18 protein-coding genes and 1 pseudogene are annotated in these 20449 nt (G+C 71.4%); 11 read left to right on the top strand and 8 right to left on the bottom strand.

The genetic code is table 11. From position 1 onward, the window contains the following. Positions 1–120 precede the first annotated feature (120 nt). The 4 genes and pseudogenes from EDD90_RS58645 to EDD90_RS31010 all read left to right on the top strand — a co-directional run. Positions 121–258: pseudogene (locus EDD90_RS58645) on the top strand (FAD-dependent monooxygenase); the annotation flags it as partial. A 59-nt stretch (positions 259–317) separates the two neighbouring features. After that, complete coding sequence (locus tag EDD90_RS31020) at positions 318–1574, top strand: FAD-dependent monooxygenase (RefSeq protein ID WP_311737280.1); 1257 nt, start codon at positions 318–320, stop codon at positions 1572–1574. A gap of 148 nt (positions 1575–1722) precedes the next feature. Continuing rightward, entirely contained in the window at positions 1723–2550 is an 828-nt protein-coding gene (locus EDD90_RS31015) for an alpha/beta fold hydrolase (RefSeq protein WP_123976215.1), read from the top strand. Positions 2551–2598: 48 nt separating this feature from the next. Then, the gene (locus EDD90_RS31010; protein WP_123976214.1) at positions 2599–4305 is read left to right on the top strand and encodes an ATP-binding cassette domain-containing protein; all 1707 of its coding nucleotides are present in this window, start codon (positions 2599–2601) and stop codon (positions 4303–4305) included. 15 nt (positions 4306–4320) lie between these two features. On the opposite strand, the gene EDD90_RS31005 is transcribed toward EDD90_RS31010, so the two are convergent. Next, positions 4321–5748 carry an aminotransferase class V-fold PLP-dependent enzyme gene (locus tag EDD90_RS31005; RefSeq protein ID WP_123976213.1) on the bottom strand — a complete coding sequence of 476 codons (1428 nt, stop codon included), beginning with the start codon at positions 5746–5748 and terminating at the stop codon, positions 4321–4323. A 127-nt stretch (positions 5749–5875) separates the two neighbouring features. Between EDD90_RS31005 and EDD90_RS31000 the strand changes: the two genes are divergently transcribed. Then, a complete protein-coding gene (locus tag EDD90_RS31000; RefSeq protein ID WP_123976212.1) occupies positions 5876–6376 on the top strand; it encodes a DUF2165 domain-containing protein in 501 nt (166 codons plus the stop codon). On the opposite strand, the gene EDD90_RS30995 is transcribed toward EDD90_RS31000, so the two are convergent. The 3 genes from EDD90_RS30995 to EDD90_RS30985 all read right to left on the bottom strand — a co-directional run bounded on the left by EDD90_RS30995 (position 6369) and on the right by EDD90_RS30985 (position 10673). Continuing rightward, positions 6369–6938 (bottom strand): hypothetical protein, encoded by a 570-nt coding sequence (locus EDD90_RS30995; RefSeq protein ID WP_123976211.1) that lies wholly within the window; start codon positions 6936–6938, stop codon positions 6369–6371. The genes EDD90_RS31000 and EDD90_RS30995 overlap by 8 nt on opposite strands. 97 nt (positions 6939–7035) lie before the next feature. Continuing rightward, on the bottom strand, positions 7036–9621 hold the full coding sequence (locus tag EDD90_RS30990; protein WP_123976210.1) for a bifunctional FO biosynthesis protein CofGH: 2586 nt from the start codon (positions 9619–9621) through the stop codon (positions 7036–7038). A gap of 206 nt (positions 9622–9827) precedes the next feature. Beyond that, the gene (locus EDD90_RS30985) at positions 9828–10673 is read right to left on the bottom strand and encodes an LLM class F420-dependent oxidoreductase (protein ID WP_123976209.1); all 846 of its coding nucleotides are present in this window, start codon (positions 10671–10673) and stop codon (positions 9828–9830) included. A gap of 154 nt (positions 10674–10827) precedes the next feature. Between EDD90_RS30985 and EDD90_RS30980 the strand changes: the two genes are divergently transcribed. The 4 genes from EDD90_RS30980 to EDD90_RS30965 all read left to right on the top strand — a co-directional run bounded on the left by EDD90_RS30980 (position 10828) and on the right by EDD90_RS30965 (position 14248). Beyond that, complete coding sequence (locus tag EDD90_RS30980) at positions 10828–12339, top strand: CehA/McbA family metallohydrolase (RefSeq protein ID WP_123976208.1); 1512 nt, start codon at positions 10828–10830, stop codon at positions 12337–12339. Positions 12340–12414: 75 nt separating this feature from the next. Next, positions 12415–12978 (top strand): GNAT family N-acetyltransferase, encoded by a 564-nt coding sequence (locus EDD90_RS30975; RefSeq protein ID WP_123976207.1) that lies wholly within the window; start codon positions 12415–12417, stop codon positions 12976–12978. Between the two features lie 219 nt (positions 12979–13197). Next, the gene (locus EDD90_RS30970) at positions 13198–14004 is read left to right on the top strand and encodes an SAM-dependent methyltransferase (RefSeq protein ID WP_123976206.1); all 807 of its coding nucleotides are present in this window, start codon (positions 13198–13200) and stop codon (positions 14002–14004) included. Further along, positions 13985–14248 carry a hypothetical protein gene (locus tag EDD90_RS30965; protein WP_311737226.1) on the top strand — a complete coding sequence of 88 codons (264 nt, stop codon included), beginning with the start codon at positions 13985–13987 and terminating at the stop codon, positions 14246–14248. Before EDD90_RS30970 ends, EDD90_RS30965 begins: the two co-directional genes overlap by 20 nt. A 45-nt stretch (positions 14249–14293) precedes the next feature. On the opposite strand, the gene EDD90_RS30960 is transcribed toward EDD90_RS30965, so the two are convergent. Beyond that, positions 14294–14944, bottom strand: a complete 651-nt coding sequence (locus tag EDD90_RS30960) for a dihydrofolate reductase family protein (RefSeq protein WP_123976205.1) — start codon at positions 14942–14944, stop codon at positions 14294–14296. A gap of 236 nt (positions 14945–15180) precedes the next feature. On the opposite strand from EDD90_RS30960, the gene EDD90_RS30955 reads away from it, so the two are divergent. Both EDD90_RS30955 and EDD90_RS30950 read left to right on the top strand, forming a co-directional pair. Next, positions 15181–16038, top strand: a complete 858-nt coding sequence (locus EDD90_RS30955) for a hypothetical protein (protein ID WP_123976204.1) — start codon at positions 15181–15183, stop codon at positions 16036–16038. Between the two features lie 8 nt (positions 16039–16046). Next, positions 16047–16433, top strand: coding sequence for a nitroreductase/quinone reductase family protein (locus EDD90_RS30950; protein ID WP_123976203.1), 387 nt, complete (start codon positions 16047–16049; stop codon positions 16431–16433). A 5-nt stretch (positions 16434–16438) separates the two neighbouring features. On the opposite strand, the gene EDD90_RS30945 is transcribed toward EDD90_RS30950, so the two are convergent. From EDD90_RS30945 to EDD90_RS30935, 3 genes are all read right to left on the bottom strand, one after another. Then, positions 16439–16990 (bottom strand): DUF3455 domain-containing protein, encoded by a 552-nt coding sequence (locus tag EDD90_RS30945; RefSeq protein ID WP_123976202.1) that lies wholly within the window; start codon positions 16988–16990, stop codon positions 16439–16441. 199 nt (positions 16991–17189) lie between these two features. Then, positions 17190–18650 (bottom strand): aldehyde dehydrogenase family protein, encoded by a 1461-nt coding sequence (locus EDD90_RS30940; RefSeq protein ID WP_123976201.1) that lies wholly within the window; start codon positions 18648–18650, stop codon positions 17190–17192. Beyond that, positions 18647–20377, bottom strand: a complete 1731-nt coding sequence (locus EDD90_RS30935; protein WP_123976200.1) for an amidohydrolase family protein — start codon at positions 20375–20377, stop codon at positions 18647–18649. Before EDD90_RS30935 ends, EDD90_RS30940 begins: the two co-directional genes overlap by 4 nt. Positions 20378–20449: the final 72 nt, after the last annotated feature.

Here is a 20449-nt window from a genome sequence, read left to right as displayed (position 1 = left end):
TCAGCGCCACCTCGCCGTGCGGCGCCCCTGAGCCGGGCCGACACTCGGAAGCATGGACACAGCGGACAGGTCACCGAGCGCCTCTCCGGAACGGCGCGGGCCCCGGACGCCGACGTTCTGGTGGTCGGGGCCGGCCCGACCGGTCTGCTCCTCACGGGCGATCTCGCCCAGGCCGGAGTCGATGTCACGTTGCTGGAGCGACGCGATCACGAGTCCAACCTGAGCCGGGCCTTCAGTCTGCACGCGCGGACCCTGGAACAGCTCGACGCCCGGGGCCTGGCCGACGAACTGCTCCGGATCGGCACGCCCACCCGGGCATTGCGCCGTTCGGCCGCCTCAGCATCGACTTCTCCAGGCTGCGCACGCGTTTTCCCTTCATCCTCACCATTCCCCAGTGGCAGCTCGAGCGGTCCCTGCTGCGCCGGACCGAGGAAACGGGAGCCACCATCCTCCGTGGGGTCCGGGTCACCGGACTGCGGCAGGACCCGGAAGGCGTCGACGTGGACGTATGCCATCCGGACGGCACCACGGGCGTGCTCCGAGCCCGTCACGTGGTCGGTGCGGACGGCGCGGGCAGCAACGTCCGGCAGAGCCTGGGTATGCCGTTCCCCGGCAGATCGGCCATCAGCTCCGTGATGCTGGCGGACGTACTGCTCGACCGCGCACCGGACGAGATCTTCAACTTCAGCTCGAACGACCAGGGTTTCACCTTCTTCGCGCCGTTCGGGGAAGGCTGGTACCGGATCATCGGCTGGGACCGGCACCGGCAGCTGCCCGACGACGCGCCGGTCACCCTGGAGGACGTCCGGGACATCACGGAACGCACGATCGGCGACGACCTCGGGATGCACGACGCGCGGTGGCTCTCCCGGTTCCACAGCGACGAGCGCCAGGTACCCCGCTACCGGCAGGGGAGGGTGTTCCTCGCGGGCGACGCCGCGCACATCCACTCGCCCGCCGGCGGCATGGGCATGAACACCGGGATGCAGGACGCGGCCAACCTCGGCTGGAAACTGGCGGCCGTCCTGAAGGGCTGGGCCGGTGACGCGCTGCTGGACAGCTACCACGCGGAGCGCCACCCGGTGGGGCGCACGGTGCTGCATGTCAGTCACGCACTGCTCTCGGCGGTGACCGCAGGGTCAGCCCTGGTCCGTGCGCTGCGGGCCGCTCTGGCCACCGTCGTGCACGGGCTGGTCGTGGTGGAGGCGCAGGCGTCACGTGGTATTTCCGGCATCGGGATCGCCTACCGTGCGCCCCGGGGTTCACATCCGCTCGCCGGCCGCCGGATACCGGATCTCCGCCTGTCGGAGAAGCCGGCTCGGCTCTATGAGGCCTTGCGGGAGGGCAAGTTCGTGCTGGTGGGGCGCGATGTCGCTGCGGTCGCCGCGCCGTGGGCGGAGCGGGTGGTGACGGCGTCCCCGGCGGCCGGTCTGCGCCCGACCGTACTGGTCCGGCCCGACGGTTATGCCGCATGGGCGGCCGAGGACCCGGACCCGGAGGACGTACGCGGGGCCCTGACGCGCTGGCTGGGCACGGTCGGCCGGGGCGGTCGGGGCGGTCGTCAGGGGGTGTGACCGGGCATCCGGCGTCGCTCCCCGCCGCCGTCCGCCCGCCGCCGTCCGCCCGCCGCCGTCCGCCCGGCGCGCCTTGTCGGGACGCCGCGCGTAGGGTGAAAAACACGACGCTCTCGCCAAGTCCCGGACAAGTGCTGGAGGAGCGATCATGGCTTTTGCCACTGCCAAGGACGGCACTCAGATCTACTTCAAGGACTGGGGGGCGGGGCAGCCGGTGGTGTTCTCCCACGGCTGGCCGCTGACCGCGGACGCGTGGGATCCGCAGCTGAAGCTGATGGCGGACAACGGCTTCCGGGCCGTGGCCCACGACCGGCGCGGGGGCGGGCGCTCAGGCCAGCCCTGGGACGGGAACGAGCTGGACACGTACGCCGACGACCTGGCGTCGGTCATCGAGACCCTCGACCTTCGGGACGTGATCCTGGTCGGGCACTCGACCGGTGGCGGGGAGGTCACCCGCTACATCGGCCGGCACGGCACGAGCCGGGTCGCCAAGGCGGTCCTGCTCGGCGCGATCCCCCCGTTGATGCTGAAGACGGAGGCGAACCCGGAGGGGCTGCCGATGGATGTCTTCGACGGGCTCCGGCAAGGCGTCCTCGCGGACCGTTCCCAGTTCTACAAGGACCTCAGCGCCCCGTTCTACGGTGCCAACCGTGACGGTTCGAAGGTCTCCGAGGGGACCCGCGAGGAGTTCTGGCTCTGGAGCATGACGGTGGGTATCAAGGGGGCCTACGACTGCATCAAGGCGTTCTCCGAGACCGATCTCACCGAGGACCTGAAGACGTTCGACATCCCCACCCTGATCGCGCACGGCGACGACGACCAGATCGTCCCCATCGTGGCGTCCGCGGAGAAGTCGTCGCAGCTCGTCAAGGACGCCGTCCTCAAGGTCTACCCGGGCGCTCCGCACGGCCTGGCGATGGTCCCCGAGTTCGCGGACCGCTTCGACGCCGACCTCCTCGAATTCGCCCGCGGCTGAGTCGCCCACCCACGGACGGATCCGGCCCCGGCCTGACATGCTGCCCCCATGTCGACGCCACCCCCGCACCCCCGCGCATCCGTCGAAACACCCCGCCCGTCCGCCAACGGCCTGCGGCTGCGGGCACGTCGGGTGAGCCGGGACGTCCGTGGGGCGGGGCGGGTACTGAACGGGATATCGGTCGACGTGCCGCCCGGACAGCTCACGGTGATCGCCGGGAGCAGCGGCGCCGGAAAGACCGTGCTGTTGCAGACGCTGGCCGGGCTGAGCGCTCCGACCGAGGGCGAGGTGCTGCACGACGGGGCGCAACCCGGGCCGCCGGGGCCGGAGTTCGGGTTCGTGCCGCAGGAGGACATCATCCACCGCGAGCTGCCGCTGCGCCGCACGCTGGTGTACGCGGCGGGGCTGCGGATGCCTCCGGGGACGCCGGCCGGGACCGTACTCGAAACCGTCGAGCAAGTGCTGGACACGCTCGGACTGGCGGAGCGGGCGGAGACTCCGGTGCGTGCGCTGAGCGGCGGTGAACGCAAACGGGCCAGTATCGCCGTCGAGTTGCTCACCCGCCCCAGGGTGCTCTTCCTCGACGAGCCGACGTCCGGGCTCGACCCGGTCACGGGCGCGGCCCTGCTGCGCACCCTGCGGGCACTGGCCGAGGACGGCACCACCGTCGTGCTGACCACGCATGTCCTCGCCGATCTGCTCCGCGCCGATCAGATCGTGTTCCTGTCCTCCGGCGGGGAGGTCGCGTACGCGGGTGAACCGGCCGCGCTGTGCGAGGCGTTCGGGGTCGGCACCGTGGAGGAGGTGTATGAGGCGGTGGCGGGCGGTGTGCGGGTCGAACGCGCCGGTCCCGATGACATCGGCCCGGCTGACAGCCCGTCACCGTCCAGGCGCCCGGCTCCTGTCGGCGCCCTCCGTCAGTGGACGCTGCTCACCCGGCGCGGTACCGCGCTGATGCTGCACAACCGTCTCTCGGTCGCCGTCCTGGCGGGCTCGCCGGTGATGATCGTGGCGATGTTCGCGGTGCTGTTCCGGGCCGGCGCGTTCGACCGGGCGGCGCCTGATCCGGGCTCCACGGCGATGATCATGTTCTGGATCGCGTTCGGCGCGTTCTTCTTCGGGCTGACGTACGGCCTGCTGCAGATCTGCACCGAGCTGCCGGTCCTGCGTCGTGAATGGCTCGCGGGGCTGCGGATCGGCCCGTACGTCGCCTCGAAGCTGACGACGATGCTGCCGGTACTCGCGGTCGCGGACGCGTTGTTGCTGATCGTGCTGCGCGCCCTGGACCGGCTGCCCGCGGCGGGCTGGGACACGTACGGCTCGCTGTTCGCGTCCAGTGTGCTGGCCTCCGCCGCCGCCCTCGCACTCGGACTGCTCGCGTCGGCCGCGGTGTCGGAGCCGGGACAGGCGACGCTGATGCTGCCGTTGCTCTGTTTCCCCCAGGTGCTGTTCTCGGGCGCCTTCGTGCCGGTACCCCGGATGACGGTGGCCGGGCAGGCGATCAGCTGGGCGATGACCAATCGCTGGGCGTTCGAGGCGCTGGGCAGCGGGGTGGGGCTGGCGTCGCTGTGGCGGGCGGGCGGCTCGCCGTCGGGGCCGCCGCTCCTGGAGTCGTACGGGGACTCGTTCGGGCATCCGGCGAGCCGCGGTTGGCTGGTCCTGGCGGGCTTCGCGCTGCTGTTCCTGGCCTGGACCTGGGCGGTTCTGGTGCGCAAGTGCCGGGACGGCGCGGCGCGGAGCCGGTCGGGACGGTGATCCCCGGGCAGGGGCTCAGCAGCCCTCCCGGGCGGCCAGCCCGGTCACCCCCGGCACCCGGTCCCGGTAGGTCTTCGTCACGAACGTCAGGAACGTCTCGATGTCCCTGGGCTGGGACGACACGCCCAGCGAGACCCGCACGGCACCCGCCGTCGGCAGCCGCAGCAGCTCCAAGTACTCCTCAAGTGAGCCGAGTTGCCGGCGGGCCGCCGAGCGCAGTCGGTTCAGTGGCAGGGCGAACGCCTCTTCCCCGGCGCCGGGATTGCAGAAGCAGCCCGTGCGCAGGGATATGCCGTGAGCGGCGCTGTCGCGCGTGACGACGCGTTCGTCGACGATCCGGCCGTCCGCTCCGAGCACGTTCAGCGCGACCGTGCCGCCGCGGTCCGCGCCGGCACGGTCGGGGCCGTACACCCGGACCAGCGGGGAGCCGTCGCTGTGCGTCAAGGCCCGTAAACCGGTGAGCAGTTGGTCGGTGAGGGCAGCGACATGGGCGTGTACGCGGTCCATGCCGATGCCGTCGATCCAGGCGAGTCCGGCGGTCACGTCGGGCAGCGACAGGAAGTTGACGGTGCCGTCCTCGAAGGCGGCCTCGTCGGTGGCGAGGACGTGCCACTGGGCCTGGGCACTGACCGCGTAGATGGTGCCGCCCGAGAACCAGGGACGGCGCAGCCTGGCGAGGGCCGTGCGCCGGGCGATCAGACTGCCGATGCCGGTGGGGTGGCCGAAGACCTTGTACCAGCTGACCGCGGTGAAGTCCGGCCGGTGGCGGCTCAGGTCCAGGGCGTTGGTCGGTGCGAAGGCCGCCGCGTCGAGCAGGACGTCGTAGCCGTGTGCCCGGGCGGTCTCGATCCAGTCCAGGGAGTGCTGGACGCCGGTGAAGTTGCTCTGCGCCGGATAGGCGAGCAGGCCGCCGGCCCGCCGCCGCAGGCGGTGCGGGGCCAGGGCGGCGAGCAGTCGTCCCTCGTCGATGTGCAGGCCGGGCACGTACAAGGTCGTGGCTCCGCGCGCCCGCGCGTACTCCCTCAGGCCGTTGACCGAGTTGTGGTTGTCGAGCGACATCACGAGTCTGCTGTCGCGGGTGAAGGGATACGCCTCGCCGACCAGGCGCAGGGCGCCGGTCGCGTTGGGGGTGAAGATCACGGCGTAGTCGTCGGGATCGGCGTTGAAGTGCCGGAGCACCGCCTGGCGCGCCTCGGCCAGCAGGAGCCCGGAGGCGCGGGAGGCCGGGCTCTCGGAGTGCGGGTTGCCGAACAGTCCGCCGGTGATCCGCCGGGCGCTGCCCATGACGAGGGAGCGCGGGGGAAGTCCGGCACCGGTGTGGTCGAGATAGGTGTGTCCGCCCTCGTCGAGGTAGCCGAACTCGCGCTCCCTCAACTCCGCGAAGCCGTCGGGCTCTTCCGCTCCTCCGCCGGGTATGTGTCCGGTGGCGTCCGCCGTGTCCATGAGACCCCCCTCGCACGAAACTCCGACCAAGGTACCGGCGTACGAGCGGTTCATCGCCGCGGCACGACGTCGAACGGCGCTTGCCGCACAGGGGGTGTGAACACCGGGGAGCGGGAAGGACGGTGACATGTCCACCTCCCACTCATCACGCGCACTCGCGCTCGCAGCCGCCGTCCTCACCGGCACGGTCGCCCTCTACATCGCCCTCGTCGCGCTGGGGAACATCACCGACTTCGGCACCAACCAGGCCTTCGTCCAGCATGTCCTGGCCATGGACACCACGTTCAAGGACGACGATCTGATGTGGCGGGCCATCACGGACAAGGGACTCGAGAACGCCGCCTACATCGCCATCATCGTCTGGGAGACCGTCGCCGCGCTCGTGCTGATCGCCGGGACCGTGCTGTGGTTCCGGCGTGACAACGTTCGCGCGCGCCAGCTCTCCACCTACGGCCTGCTGATGCTCGTGCTGCTCTTCGGCGCCGGGTTCATCGCCATCGGCGGTGAGTGGTTCGCCATGTGGCAGTCGAAGACCTGGAACGGCCTCGACGCCGCGACCCGGGTACTGGTGCTCACCGGCATAGCGCTCGTCGTCGTACAGCTGCCGGAGCGCTCGTCGGCTACTTGACCACCGTCACCTTGGTGTCCGGCTCCGTGCCGAACGTCCACAGGGCCGCGCCGTCCGCCTTGGGCATGCGAATGCCGCTGGTCTGCTTGCCGGCAGCGGCCGGTGGCGGGGACGAGCCGTCGACCGCGTTGGAGAAGGCGACCGACAGGCCCGACTTATAGGCGAAGTACAGGATGTGCTCGATCTGGACGCCGTCCGAGCCGGTCGTGGACGCCTTGGTCCTGGTGACCGTGTAGGTGCCGGGGTCGGGACTCACCGTCCCCGGCCACACCGTGAAGGTGCGGGTCGCCTTGCCGGTCGCGTCGACCAGCCACACCCGCTTGTCGCCGAGCGCGTAGACGACCCGGCGGCCCGTGCCGGAGGCCGCCGGTATCCCGGGGGCCTTCGCCGGGGCCGGTGACGCGGAGGGGTGGGCGCCCGCCGACGCGCTCGCCGACGGGCGGACCGCCGCGGCCGTGGGGTGCGGCCCCTTCTCGGCCTGTACGGCGAGGAAGACGACGGCCACCGTCGCCCCCGCCGTCAGGCCGGTGACCGTGACCCAGGAGGGCAGTAGGGCAGCCACGGGTACGCATCTCCTCCGCTGTGAGGCCCCCTGCACAGACGACAGAGGTCGGATCATCGTACCGGGCCGTACCCGAGGGCCCCTCCCGCTCTCCCGCTCAGTCCAGCACCGGCAGCAACTCCGGCAGGTGACCGTCGGAGGCCTCCGCCGCCCGCTGCCGCTCCTGCGGCACCTCGCCGTACAACGTCGTACGCGGCTTCGCCGGACGCCCCGCCGCCTCCGCCACCGCGATCAGATCGCGCACCGACTTGTACGAGCCGTACGACGAGCCCGCCATCCGCGAGATCGTCTCCTCCATCAACGTTCCGCCCAGGTCGTTCGCGCCCGAGCGGAGCATCTCCGCCGCACCCTCAGCGCCCAGTTTCACCCAGCTTGTCTGGATGTTCGGGATGTACGGATGGAGGAGCAGACGGGCCATCGCCGTCACCGCCCGGTTGTCGCGCATCGTCGGACCCGGGCGGGAGATGCCCGCCAGGTAGACGGGGGCGTTGGTGTGGATGAAGGGGAGGGTGACGAACTCCGTGAAGCCGCCGGTCCGCTGCTGGATGCCGGCCAGCGTGCGCAGGTGGCCCAGCCAGTGGCGGGGCTGGTCGACATGGCCGTACATCATCGTCGAGGACGACCGGATGCCCACCTCGTGGGCCGTGGTGACCACCTCGATCCAGGTGGCGGCGGGCAGCTTGCCCTTGGTCAGCACCCACCTCACCTCGTCGTCCAGGATCTCCGCCGCCGTCCCGGGGATCGTGTCCAGGCCCGACTCCTTCGCCGCGGTCAGCCACTCGCGGATCGACATACCGGTGCGGGTCGCGCCGTTGACCACCTCCATCGGCGAGAAGGCGTGCACGTGCATGCCGGGGACGCGTTCCTTCACCGCCTTCGCGATGTCGAAGTACGCGGTGCCGGGCAGATCCGGGTGGATGCCGCCCTGCATGCAGACCTCGACCGCGCCCACGTCCCACGCCTGCTGCGCCCGGTCGGCGACCTGCTCCAGGGAGAGGGTGTACGCGTCCGCGTCCGTGCGGCGCTGCGCGAAGGCGCAGAAGCGGCAGCCGGTGTAACAGACGTTGGTGAAGTTGATGTTGCGGGTGACGATGTAGGTGACGTTGTCGCCCACCGCGGCCTTCCGGACGTCGTCGGCGATCCTCGTCAGCGCGTCCAGCGCCGGGCCGTCCGCGTGGAAGAGGGCGAGGGCCTCGGCGTCCGTCAGCTTCGTCGGGTCGTCGGCCGCGGTCGCCAGGGCCGCGCGTACGTCCGTGTCGATGCGCTCCGGGGCCATGCCGGGGGCGGCCGCCTCGCGCAGGGCGCCCCAGTCGCCGTACACCTCGTCGAAGTCGTCGCGGCGGTCGCCCGTACGGCCCTCGGTGTCGATGGCGGTGTGCAGATCGGTACGGCCGGTCGGGACGAAGACCTCCTCCGGCTCCTGCCACGGATGCCCCTCGACGACCGCGTCCGGGACCGCGAGGCCCGTCTCCGGGTCCGCCAGGGCGGCGACGTGCGGGCGCAGGCGCGGGTCCAGCCAGGGCTCGCCGCGGCGGACGAACTCCGGGTACACGCAGAGACGTTCCCGCAGTTCGAAGCCGGCGGCCGCCGACTTCCGGGCCAGTTCCTCGATCTGCGGCCAGGGGCGTTCGGGGTTGACGTGGTCGATGGTGAGCGGGGAGACCCCGCCCCAGTCGTCGATACCGGCCGCGATCAGGCGCTCGTACTCGCTGTCGACCAGGTTGGGCGGGGCCTGGATGTTGCCCGCCGGGCCCATCACCAGCCGGGCCACCGCCACGGCCGCGACCAGTTCGTCCAGTTCGGCGTCCGGCATTCCGCGCATCGCCGTGTCGGGCTTGGCCCGGAAGTTCTGGATGATCAGTTCCTGCACACCGTGGTACGACCGGGCCACCCGGCGCAGCGCGAACAGGGAGTCGGCGCGCTCCTCGTACGTCTCGCCGATGCCGATCAGGATGCCGGAGGTGAAGGGGACGGAGGAACGGCCGGCGTCCTCCAGGACCCGCAGCCGTACGGCGGGTTCCTTGTCCGGGGAGCCGTGGTGCGGGCCGCCGGGCTCGGACCACAGCCGGGTCGCGGTCGTCTCCAGCATCATCCCCATGCTCGGCGCGACCGGCTTGAGGCGCTGGAAGTCGGTCCAGGACATCACGCCGGGGTTGAGGTGGGGCAGCAGGCCCGTCTCCTCCAGGATGCGGATGGAGATGGCGCGGACATAGGCGATGGTGTCGTCGTAACCGTGCGCGTCGAGCCATTCGCGCGCCTCGGGCCAGCGCTCCTCGGGCTTGTCACCGAGGGTGATCAGGGCTTCCTTGCAGCCGAGGGCAGCGCCCTTGCGGGCGACGTCGAGGACCTCGTCGGGGGACATGAACATCCCGTGCCCGGCCCGGCGCAGCTTGCCGGGGACGGTGACGAACGTGCAGTAGTGGCACTTGTCACGGCACAGGCGGGTGAGGGGGATGAAGACGCTCTTCGAATACGTGATGACACCGGGGCGGCCCGCCTCCGCGAGGCCCGCGTCGCGGACCCGGGCGGCGGACGCGGCGAGGTCGTCGAGGGCCCCGCCGCGCGCCTGGAGGAGAACGGCGGCCTCGGAGACGTCGAGGGCGACGCCGTCCCGGGCGCGTTTGAGGGCGCGACGCATGGAGTTCTCGGTGGGGCCGGTTCCGGAGGTCGCGGAAGTCGTCATTCTTCGAGCATACGGAGGGACTCCGCCGGTTCAGCAGGGGCGGGGGTGACCTTGAGAGCTACTGATGCGTTGCCGAGTGCGGGTGGAGAGTGGTTGCCCGCGCAGTTCCCCGCGCCCCTGGAGGGGCGCGGGGAACTGCGCGACAAGCCACAACGGACCCGCGGCCGCACACCACCCTCGACCCGGCAGACGGGACGGCGCCCCGCTCAGAGGTACTGCGCACACGCGTCCAGCACGTCCAACACCTCCGCCTCCCCCGCCGGAGGCAGCTGCACCACGACCTCCTCGATGCCCAGCTCCGCGTAGTGCGCCAGCTTCCCCGGCGTCGGATACACGGCGTACGGCACCACCTGGAGCGCGGCCGCGTCCCGCCCCGCATCGGCCCACACCGAGCGGAGCACCGGCAGCGACTCGGTCAGCCCGCGTCCCCCGATCGGCATCCACCCGTCCGCATACTCGGCGATGTGCGCGAACAGCTTCGGCCCCGCGGCCCCGCCGATCAGCGTGCGCGGCCCGGCGACCGGACCGCGCGGCTTCTGCACCGGCTTGGGGAAGGCGGAGGAGGCCCGTACGCTGCCGAACTCCCCCTCGTACGCGGTCGGTTCCTCCGCCCACAGCGCCCGCATCAGGGCCATCCGGTCCCGGGTCAGTTCCCGCCGCGTCCGCCAGGCCACCCCGTGGTCCGCGGCTTCCTCCACGTTCCAGCCGAAGCCGACGCCGAGCGTGAAGCGGCCGCCGGACAGGTGGTCGAGCGTGGCGATCTGCTTGGCGAGGTCGATGGGGTCGTGCTGGGAGACCAGGGTGATGCCGGTGCCGAGGCCGAGGCGGTCGGTGACCGCGGCGGCCTGGCCGAGGGCGACGAAGGGGTCGAGGGTACGGCCGTACTCGCGCGGCAGGTCGCCGCCGGCCGGGTACGGGGTGGTCCGCTCGACGGGGATGTGGGTGTGCTCGGGCAGGTACAGGCCGGCGAAACCGCGCTCCTCCAGCTCACGGGCGAGCCGGACGGGGGCGATGGTCTCGTCGGTGAGGAAGATCGTGACGGCTATACGCATGGCCCATCTGTACCGGGGGTGGCTCGATATGTCCATACCGACCGGTCGGCATCACACGCCCCGCCTTTCACACGGCTATGCACATGACATACAGACGCCTGTGGATTCCCTGTCCTTCCAGGGGAGTTCACGTCCGGAGGGGAGAGTGACCGGCATGTGTGAGGACACGCACGGCATCGGCAGGCGCGCACTGTTCGTGACGGGCGCGGCGGCAGCCCTTACGTTGGGACCCGTGAGCTTCGCAGCGGCGGACGGTCAGGGCCCGGGGACTCAGAGGACGGCGACGGTGAGCGGCACGCTGCCGCCCGGCTCCCCCGACTTCGTGTACGTACCGGTCGAAGTCCCCACCGGCGTACGGGAGATCAGGGTCTCCTACACCTACGACAGACCGAGCGTCCCGGCCGGCACCACCGGCAACGCACTCGACATCGGCATCTTCGACCAGCACGGCACCGAGCTGGGCGGCAAGGGCTTCCGGGGCTGGTCCGGCGGCGCCCGCACGGAGTTCTTCGTCCGCGCCGACGACGCGACCCCCGGCTACCTCCCCGGCCCGGTCGGCGCGGGCACCTGGCACATCGCCCTCGGCCCGTACACGGTCGCCCCGCAGGGCCTGACGTACGAGCTGACGATCACCCTGACCGACGGCGAACCCGGCACCCCGGTCCGCCCGGTCTACCCGCCGCAACGGGCCAAGGGCCGCGGCCGGGACTGGTACCGCGGCGACTGCCACCTGCACTCCTGGTACTCCGACGGCCGCCGCACCCCCGCCGAGATCGCCGCCCTGGCCCGGGCCGCCGGCCTGGACTTCATCAACTCCTCCGAGCACAACACGCACTCGGCGCACGCGCACTGGGCCGACCAGGCCGGCGACGACCTGCTGATCATGCTCGGCGAGGAGGTCACGACCCGCAACGGCCATGTCGTCGCCCTCGGCACCGACCCCGGCACCTTCGTCGACTGGCGCTACCGGGCCCGGGACAACCGGTTCGGTCACTTCGCGCACCAGATCCACAAGGCCGGCGGTCTCGTCGTACCGGCACATCCGCACGCCACCTGTGTGGGCTGCGCCTGGAAGTTCGGGTTCGGGGAGGCGGACGCGGTCGAGGTCTGGAACGGGCCCTACACGCCCGACGACGAGGTGGCGCTGGCGGCCTGGGACGCCTCGCTGGTGGCGTCGGTGCGGAACAACCGGCAGTGGCTCCCGGGCATGGGCAACAGCGACGCGCACCGGGACCCGGACGTCGTCGGCTCGCCCCAGACGGTCGTCCTCGCCGACGACCTGTCCCGCGAGGCCATCCAGGAGGGCCTGCGCGCGGGCCGTTCCTACATCGCCGAGTCGAAGAACGTGACCCTGAGCTTCACGGCGACGGGCGGGCGGGGCGAGCAGGCCGGGATCGGCGAGCGCCTCGCGGTCGACGCGGACACCCCGGTGGCCGTCCGCCTGGAGGCCTCCGGCGTGCCGCGCTGCACGGTCCGCTTCGTCACCGACCAGGGGGTCCTCCTCACCAGCGATCCCCTCCCGGTGGCCGGCTCCGGCACGGTGGAGTGGCGGACGACCCCGTCGTACGCGGCGTACGTCCGCGCGGAACTGCGCCACGAGACGGCGGCGGGCACGGTCCCCGGCGCCCTGGCGGCACTGACGAACCCGATCTTCCTGGGGCGGTGAACCTCACCGGTCCACGGCTCGGTGTCCGAGGAAAACCCGTTGGGCCGCCCGGTCCGCTTCAGGCATCATCCGCTGGTGGACACCTACCTGGAGACCCCGAGGCTGGCTCTGCGCCGCTTCACCGCCGACGACGCGGACCTGCTGATCGAGCTGGACAGCGACCCGGCGGTGATGCGCTACCTGACCGGCGGCACTCCGACCCCGCCGGAGATCGTCCGTGAGCGCTACCTGCCGAACATCCTCGCGAACTATGACAAGTGGGGCGGCAATCTCGGGCTGTTCGCCGCGCACGAGAAGGACGGCGGCGCGTTCATCGGCTGGTTCATCCTGCGCCCCGAACCGGAGGGCCCGCTGGACGAGGTCGAACTCGGCTACCGGCTGCGGCAGGCGGCCTGGGGCAGGGGTTATGCCACCGAGGGCTCACGGGCCCTGCTGGGCAAGGCGTTCCGCGAGCTCGGTGTGCGCATGGTCTGGGCGGAGACGATGTCCGTGAACCACGGTTCGCGCAACATCATGGAGAAGCTCGCGATGACACTCGCGGAGACCATCCCCACTCCCCCCGACATGGAGACGGTCGAAGGCTCCGAGCACGGCGGCGTACGGTACGAGATCACCAAGGACCAGTGGGAACGGCATTAGCCGCCTGACCAGCGATCCCGTCCCGGTCGCCGGATCGGGCGTGGTGGAGTGGCGCACGACCCCGTCGTACGCGGCCTACGGCAGGGCGGAGTCGCGCCACGAGACGGCACTCGGCACGGTCCCCGGCGCCCTGGCGGCGCTGATGCCCGGTTTCCCCCTCCGAGGGGAGCCGGGCATCGTACGTTTGAGATCACCGCGAGAGCCCGAGGAGAGATTCCGTTGAACGAGGCAGAGCAGAACTCGACGCCGCCGCCCATCGACACCAGCAGGCCGCACCCGGCCCGCATGTACGACTACTACCTGGGCGGCAAGGACAACTACCCCGTCGACTCGGAAGCGGCGGATCGGGTGATGTCCCTCTTCCCGGAAATCGGAACGGGCGCGCGCATCAACCGCACCTTCATGAACCGGGCCTGCCGGCTGCTGGCGGAGCGTGGCATACGCCAGTTCCTCGACATCGGGACCGGGATTCCGACCGCGCCCAATCTCCACCAGGTGGTGCAGGAGGTCGCTCCCGCCGCGCGCGTCGTCTACGTGGACAACGACCCCATCGTGCTGCGGCACGCGGAGGCGCTCCTGCGCAGCACTCCCAAGGGGCGGACCGGGTACATCCAGGCCGACGCCAGGGAACCCGAGAAGATAATCGAGGGCGCGGGGGAGATCCTCGACCTCGATCAGCCGGTCGCCCTGTCCATGGTCGCCCTCCTCCACTTCCTCTCCGACGAGCACCGGCCCTACGACCTTGTGGAGAGCCTCCTCGATTCCCTCCCCTCCGGAAGCCATCTCGTGCTCTCACACGTGACCGGGGACTTCGATCCGGAGACGTGGGAGAAGATCGTCGGCATCTACCGCGAGAGCGGGGTGCCCGCGCAGGTCCGCTCCCGGGCGGAGTTCACCCGCTTCTTCGAAGGCCTCGAACTCGTGGAACCCGGCATCCAGGTGGCCACGGACTGGCACCCCGAGCCCGGCGACCGGAAACCCCACTCCCCGGTCCCGCTGTACGTCGGTGTGGCCCGTAAACCGTGATGCCGTCCGACGGGACGTCGTTCATGCCGAGCTGTGGGCGACGGGAGAGGTGACCGCGAACCGCGAGGTCCGCACGACGGTCGATCACCCGTCGGTGGGCCCGGTCACCGTGGACTGCGATGTCCTGCCCGACGGCGACACCGAGCTCAAGATCGTCATCATGACCGCCGCGCCGGGCAGTGAGGACGAGACCGGACTCCGGCTCACCACCGTCGTCGGCCCACCGGCCGGCACGCGCAACTGATCCGCCCCGCGCACCGGCCGACCGGCGGCCAGTACGCCTCGGTCCTCACCTCCGCCAGAACAGGTGGTGCGTCACGCCGCTGGGGCTGGGCACGACGTCCAGGTGGAAGCGGTCGAGCAGTTCGTCGGGGGACTCCCACAGCCGTAGTCCGGACCCGAGCGTGAACGGCGAGACCGCCACGTGCAGGGTGTCGACGAGGTCGGCTTCGAGGAACTGCCGGATGGTGGTGACCCCGCCGCCGAGCCGGACGTCCTTGCCTTGCGCCGCTTCCCGCGCCTGCCGGAGGACCGAGGCCGGGTCGCCGTCCACGAAGTGGAAGGTGGTGTCGGAGAGCGTGAACGACGGCCGCTCGTGGTGGGTCATGACGAACACCGGCGTGTGGAACGGGGGCTCGTCGCCCCACCAGCCGAGCCAGTCATGGTCCTGCCATGGGCCACGCTGGGGCCCGAACTTGTTGCGGCCCATGATCTCGGCACCGATGTTCCACGCGAATTCCCGTGTGAAGTAGTCGTCGAGCCCCCGGCTCCCGCCGGGTTCGGTCCGCATGGGCCAGCTCGCCGTGGCCCCGGCCCAGGAGAAGAGCCGCTCGGGCCGGTCGAGGCCGAACGGCCGCTCAAGACTCTGGTCCTCACCGGGACCGGCACCGATCCCGTCACTCGAGACGTTGAAGTTCATGACTTTCAGCAGCTGATCCACGTCGTTCCTCACCAGACCCTGTCGCACCGTCGCGGGGCAAGCCGCCCCACACCATGACGTCGAACGAGACACGACCGGATCGACAACGGCCTGGAACATTTTTCCCCGCGTCGGCGCCGCCGCCTTCGGCTCGCGCGTCTTCCAGGGCCGTCATGGTCTCGGGCGAGTTCCTGATCTCGTCGGTCGCCGCTGGAACCCCCCGGTGCGGTGTCGGAGGCGTCTGCGAAACTGCGCATGTGAGTCTCACCACCGCGCCCGCCTCCCACGATCCGGCCCGGGACTTCCCCGAGTTGGCGCCGTACGCACGTACGGTCGTACGGCTGCATCCGCGCCGGGGCGTCCCCGGGCCACGGGGCAGTCACCTCGGTGGCCCGATGCTGTGGCCGGCCGCCGAGCCGTGGCCGCGGTGCGGCGAGCACGAGGAGCCGATGGCCGCGGTGGCCCAGTTGACGACGGCGGACTTCCCGGAGATCCGCTTCCCGGACGGCACTGACGTCGTACAGCTGCTGTGGTGCCCGGACTGGCACGACCAGCCGCATCCGGAGGGCTGGGGCCAGGCGTGCCGGCTGTTCTGGCGCCGGGCAGCCGAGGTGACCGGCCTCCTCACCGAGCAGCCGCGCTCCGAGGACCCCGATCCGGACATGGTCCCGCGCCCCTGTGTGCTGCACCCGGAGCGGCTGACGGAGTACCCCTGCGTCCAGGAGCTCCCGGCCGGACCGGCGCGGCGCTACGAGGCCTGGCTCGCCGAACGGAATCTGCCCGACGACGTGTCGGCGATCCCCGGCTACAAGCTGGGCGGCAGTATGACCTGGGGTGTGACCGACCGGCCCGAGCGCCTGGAGTGCGAGGCGTGCCGGGCGCCGCTGGAGCTGTTCCTGCAGTTCGACACGTCCGAGTACGGGCTGGGCAGCTGGGGCCCGGAAGGTACGCCCGACCGTTTCTGGCCCCTGGAGGAGCGCGGGCTGGAGCCGCACACCGACGCCTGCTGGGCCGCGCTGGAACCGACGGGCATGACCATCGGCCGGGGCGGCCACGCGGGTCTGTTCGTCTGCTCGGCCGACCCCCGCCACCCCGCCTCGCACTTCACACAGTAGGAGGGTCCATGTCCGACCGCAGATTCCGTGTCACCACCGCGTTCCAGCGGCACGTCGCCAACCCGCTGACCCGGCTGCTGCCCTTCCAGACGCTGCTGGAGACCACCGGGCGGGTCTCCGGGCAGCCACGGCGGACGCCGCTCGGGGGGAAGCGGGTAGGGGACTGCTTCTGGCTGGTGTCGGAGTTCGGGGTCAGGTCGCAGTACGTGCGGAACATCCAGGCCGATCCGCGGGTGCGGGTGCGGATCGGCGGGCGGTGGCATCACGGCACCGCCCACCTGCTGCCCGACGACGACCCGGTCGCCCGGCTGCGCACCCTGCCCAAGGGCAACAGCGCGGCCGTGAAGATGCTGGGCACGCAGCTCCTGACGATCCGGGTCGATCTCACCGACTGACCGGGTCAGCTCGCCTTGTAGAACGCGTACGTCGCCGAGTACGGCACCGAGATCTGGTCGGTGCCGGTGCAGGCGGTGGCCGGGGCCACGCCGCCCTCCGTGTCCAGGCGCTGGACGTAGGTGACGCCCTCGAACGTCCCGGCGCCACGGGTGGCCGTGGCCTTCAGGAGCAGCTCGGGGACGGCGCCGTCCTTGGCGGAGGTGGCGACCGCGGAGGCGTTGACGGCGCTGCCGTCGACCGTGGAGACCCAGACCGGGCCGCGGGAGTGCAGGGCGACCGGGCGGTGGGCGCGGTCCCGCTTGTCGGAGAGGGTGGCGGCGGGCTCCAGGAGCTTCCAGGCGCCGTCGGTGCAGGTATAGGTCTGCACGCCGTGCGCGGAGTAGACGCCGGTCAGCTTGTTGCCGTCGGGCACCGCCAGCGCGGCGGGGGCGTGCACGGCCGGGAGGCGGGCGGGCTGCGTGGACGCGGCCTGGACCGCCGTCGTGCCGAGCAGGGTGGCGGCCGCCGCGGCGGCTACGGCCGTGGTGGTCAGAGCGAGTCTCTTGGCGAGCTTCATGGAGTGGTCTCCAAGGATTTCGTGCGTGTCGGAGGAAGGAAGCGGCCGGACATCGACAGACCGGAAACCGGCCGTCCCCCTTGTCACGTCCGGACGCTACGGATCCATGACCGCTTTCGGAACCCGATCCCCGATCTCTGCCCGCACGGGACACCTCCCGGATCCCCAAAGGGCAAGCGGGCCTACCGAGTTGACACCCTCATCCCGGCCAGACGATCGCCTGCACCTCGCTGTAGGCGTGCAGCGCGTACGAGCCCACGTCCCGTCCCACCCCGCTCTTCTTGAACCCTCCGAAGGGCGCTTCCATGTTCCGCCCCACGGTGTTGACCCCGACGCCGCCCGCCCGCAGCCGCCGCGCCACCCGGAAGGCCCGGGCCACGTCCCCCGACCAGACGTAGTCGATGAGGCCGTAGTCGGAGTCGTTGGCGAGGGCGATGCCCTCTTCCTCCTCGTCGAAGGGGACGACGGAGACGACCGGGCCGAAGATCTCCTCCCGGACGGCCCGCATGTCGTGCGTGCAGTCGGCGAGGAGGGTGGGGGTGAGGTAGAAACCCCGCTCCAGGGACGGGCGTTCACCGCCGACTATCACCGACGCGCCTTCCTTCCTGGCCAGTTCGACGTACGACTCGACGCGCGCCCGGTGCTCGGCGGTGATCAACGGCCCCACCACCGTGCCGGGTTCCGAAGGATCCCCGACCTTCAACCTGCCCGCGTAGGCCGCCAGTTCCTCGACGAGACGGTCGTACAGCCCGCGCTGCACCAGCACCCGCGTGGGCGCCGTGCAGATCTGCCCGCTGTAGAAGGAGAAGGTCGTACCGATCCCGGCCACCGCCGACCCGACGTCCGCGTCCTCGAAGACGACCGCCGCGCCCTTCCCGCCCAGCTCCATCAACTGGCGTTTCATGTCCCGCCCGCACACCTCGCCGATGCGCTGCCCGACGGCCGTGGACCCGGTGAAGCTCACCATGTCGACGTCGGGTGACGCGACGACGGCCTCGCCCACCCCCACGTCCCGCCCGGAGACGACGTTCACGACCCCGGCCGGAGCCCCCGCCGCCTCCAGCGCCTCCGCCATCCGGTAGACGGAGAGAGGATCCTGCGGGGCGGGCTTCACCACCACTGTGTTGCCCATGGCCAGCGCCGGTGCGACCTTGCCCGCCGGGTTGGCCCACGGGTTGTTGTACGACGTGATGCAGGCGACCACACCGACCGGCTGGCGCACGGCCAGCGCGCCCATCACCCCGGCCTTGCCCATCGGGCCGGCCTCGTTGATCTGCGGCGGGATCGCCCACTCCGCCGGTTCGACGGTGGCGTAGCGGCGGAAGCGGGCCACGGCCACCCCCACCTGCATCGCGCGGGCGGTCCCGGTGGTCGCCCCGGTCTCGGCCCGGGCCAGGTCGGCGTACGGCCCCAGGTGCCCCCGGATGATGTCGGCGGCCCGGCCCAGCACCGCCGCCCGCTCCCCCGCCGGTGTCCGCGACCAGGCGCCGAAGGCCTCCCGGGCGGCCTCGCACGCGGACCGGACCTGTTCCGAGGAGGCCTCGGGGGCCCAGCCGACGGTCTCCTCGGTCGCCGGGTCGACGACCTCGTAGTGCCCGCCGTCCGGTGCCACCCAGGCACCGCCCACGAACAGCCGCTGCCCGTCGGACACGGCACTCACCGGGTGCTCACCGTCCTGGTGTCCCGCCCGGACCGCAGCACCCTGCCCGGTACGGCACCGCTCACCACGTCGTCCCGGATGGCCTCGACGCCGTTGACCCAGACCGCGTGCACGCCGATCGCCTTCGCGTCCAGGCGGGGGCTGTCTCCCGGCAGGTCGTGCACCAGGGTGGCCTGGCCGGCGGCGATCCGCTCCGGGTCGAAGAGGACGAGGTCCGCATGCCAGCCCTCCGCGATCCGCCCCCGCTCCCGCAGCCCGAAGAGCCGGGCGGGATCGTCGGTGAGCATCTTCACGGCCTGTTCCAGGCCGAGCAGCTTCCGCCCGCGCAGACAGTCCCCGATGAACCGGGTGGTGTACGGCGCCCCGCACATCCGGTCCAGATGCGCCCCCGCGTCCGACCCGCCCAGCATCACGTCCTCGTGCTGCCAGGTCTCGGCGCGCAGCGCCCAGGAGGCGGGGTCGTTGTCGGTGGGCATGGGCCACAGGACGGTGCGGAGGTCGTCGGCGGCGCAGATCTCGACGAGGCAGTGGAAGGGGTCCTGGCCGCGCTCCTGGGCGATGTCCTTGACCACCCGCCCGGTGAGCCCGGCGTTGGCCTCGCTGTAGGTGTCCCCGATGACGTACCGCCCGAAGTTCGCCAGCCGCCGGAAGACCCCGGCTTCCTTGCTGTTGGCGCGCGCCAGCATCTCGGCCCTTACGTCCGGGTCGCGCAGCTTCTCGATCCGCTCCGGAACCGGCAGTCCGAGGATCGGCCCCCACCCGGGGATGAGGTTCAGCGCGCAGAAGGTCCCGAGCGACATGTTCATCGGGGTGAGGATGGGCATGGTCAGCGCCACGACCCTGCCGCCCGCCTTCCGGGCCCGCTCGCTGGCCTGGAGCTGCCGGGGGACCCGCTCGGGCACGGCGGCGTCGACGGTCAGCACGTTCCAGTTCAGCGGCCGCCCGGCCACCGCGCTCATCTCGGCGAACAGCTCGATCTCGGCATCGCTGAACTGGTCGAGACACCCGGCGACGATCGCCTCGATCTGTGTCCCCTCGTGCTCCCCGACCGCTTTCGACAGGGCCAGCAGCTCGGCGGGGAGCGCGTGCCGCGAGGCCACCGGCTGCCCGTCCCCGTCGGAGTGGGTGCTGGACTGGGTGGTGGAGAACCCCCAGGCGCCCGCGTCCATGGCCTCGTGCAACAGCCGTACGATCTCGGCTAGTTGCTCCTCACTGGGCTGCCCGCCGATCGCGTCCGGCCCCATCACGTACCGGCGCAGGGCGCAGTGCCCCACCATGAACCCGGCGTTGACGGCGATCCGCCCTTCGAGCGCGTCCAGATACTCCCCGAAGGAGTTCCAGCTCCAGGGCGCCCCTTCCTCCAGGGCGACCAGGGACATGCCCTCGACCTTGGACATCATGCGGCGGGTGTAGTCGGCGTCGGCGGGGCGGGACGGGTTGAGGGGGGCGAGGGTGAACCCGCAGTTCCCGGCGGCGACGGTCGTGACACCGTGGTTCAACGAAGGGACCGCGTACGGGTCCCAGAAGAGCTGGGCGTCGTAGTGCGTGTGCGGATCGACGAACCCCGGGGCGAGGACGAGCCCGCCGCCGTCCTCGGCCGTACGGGACTCCTCGGTGACAGACCCGATGACGGCGATACGACCGTCACGGATACCGACGTCGGCGACGAAAGCGGGCGCGCCGGTGCCGTCGACAACCGTCGCCCCTTTGATGACGTGATCAAGCATGGGCTCACCTCCTGGTATGCGGCAGGACTACCTACCTAGGGGCGCTGGGGGTACCCCCGGCCGAAGGCTGGG

It is taken from the genome of Streptomyces sp. Ag109_O5-1 (genome assembly GCF_003814875.1).
GTDB classification, from domain to species: Bacteria; Actinomycetota; Actinomycetes; order Streptomycetales; family Streptomycetaceae; genus Streptomyces; species Streptomyces sasae.
This window is presented reverse-complemented; position numbering and strand designations above follow the sequence as displayed.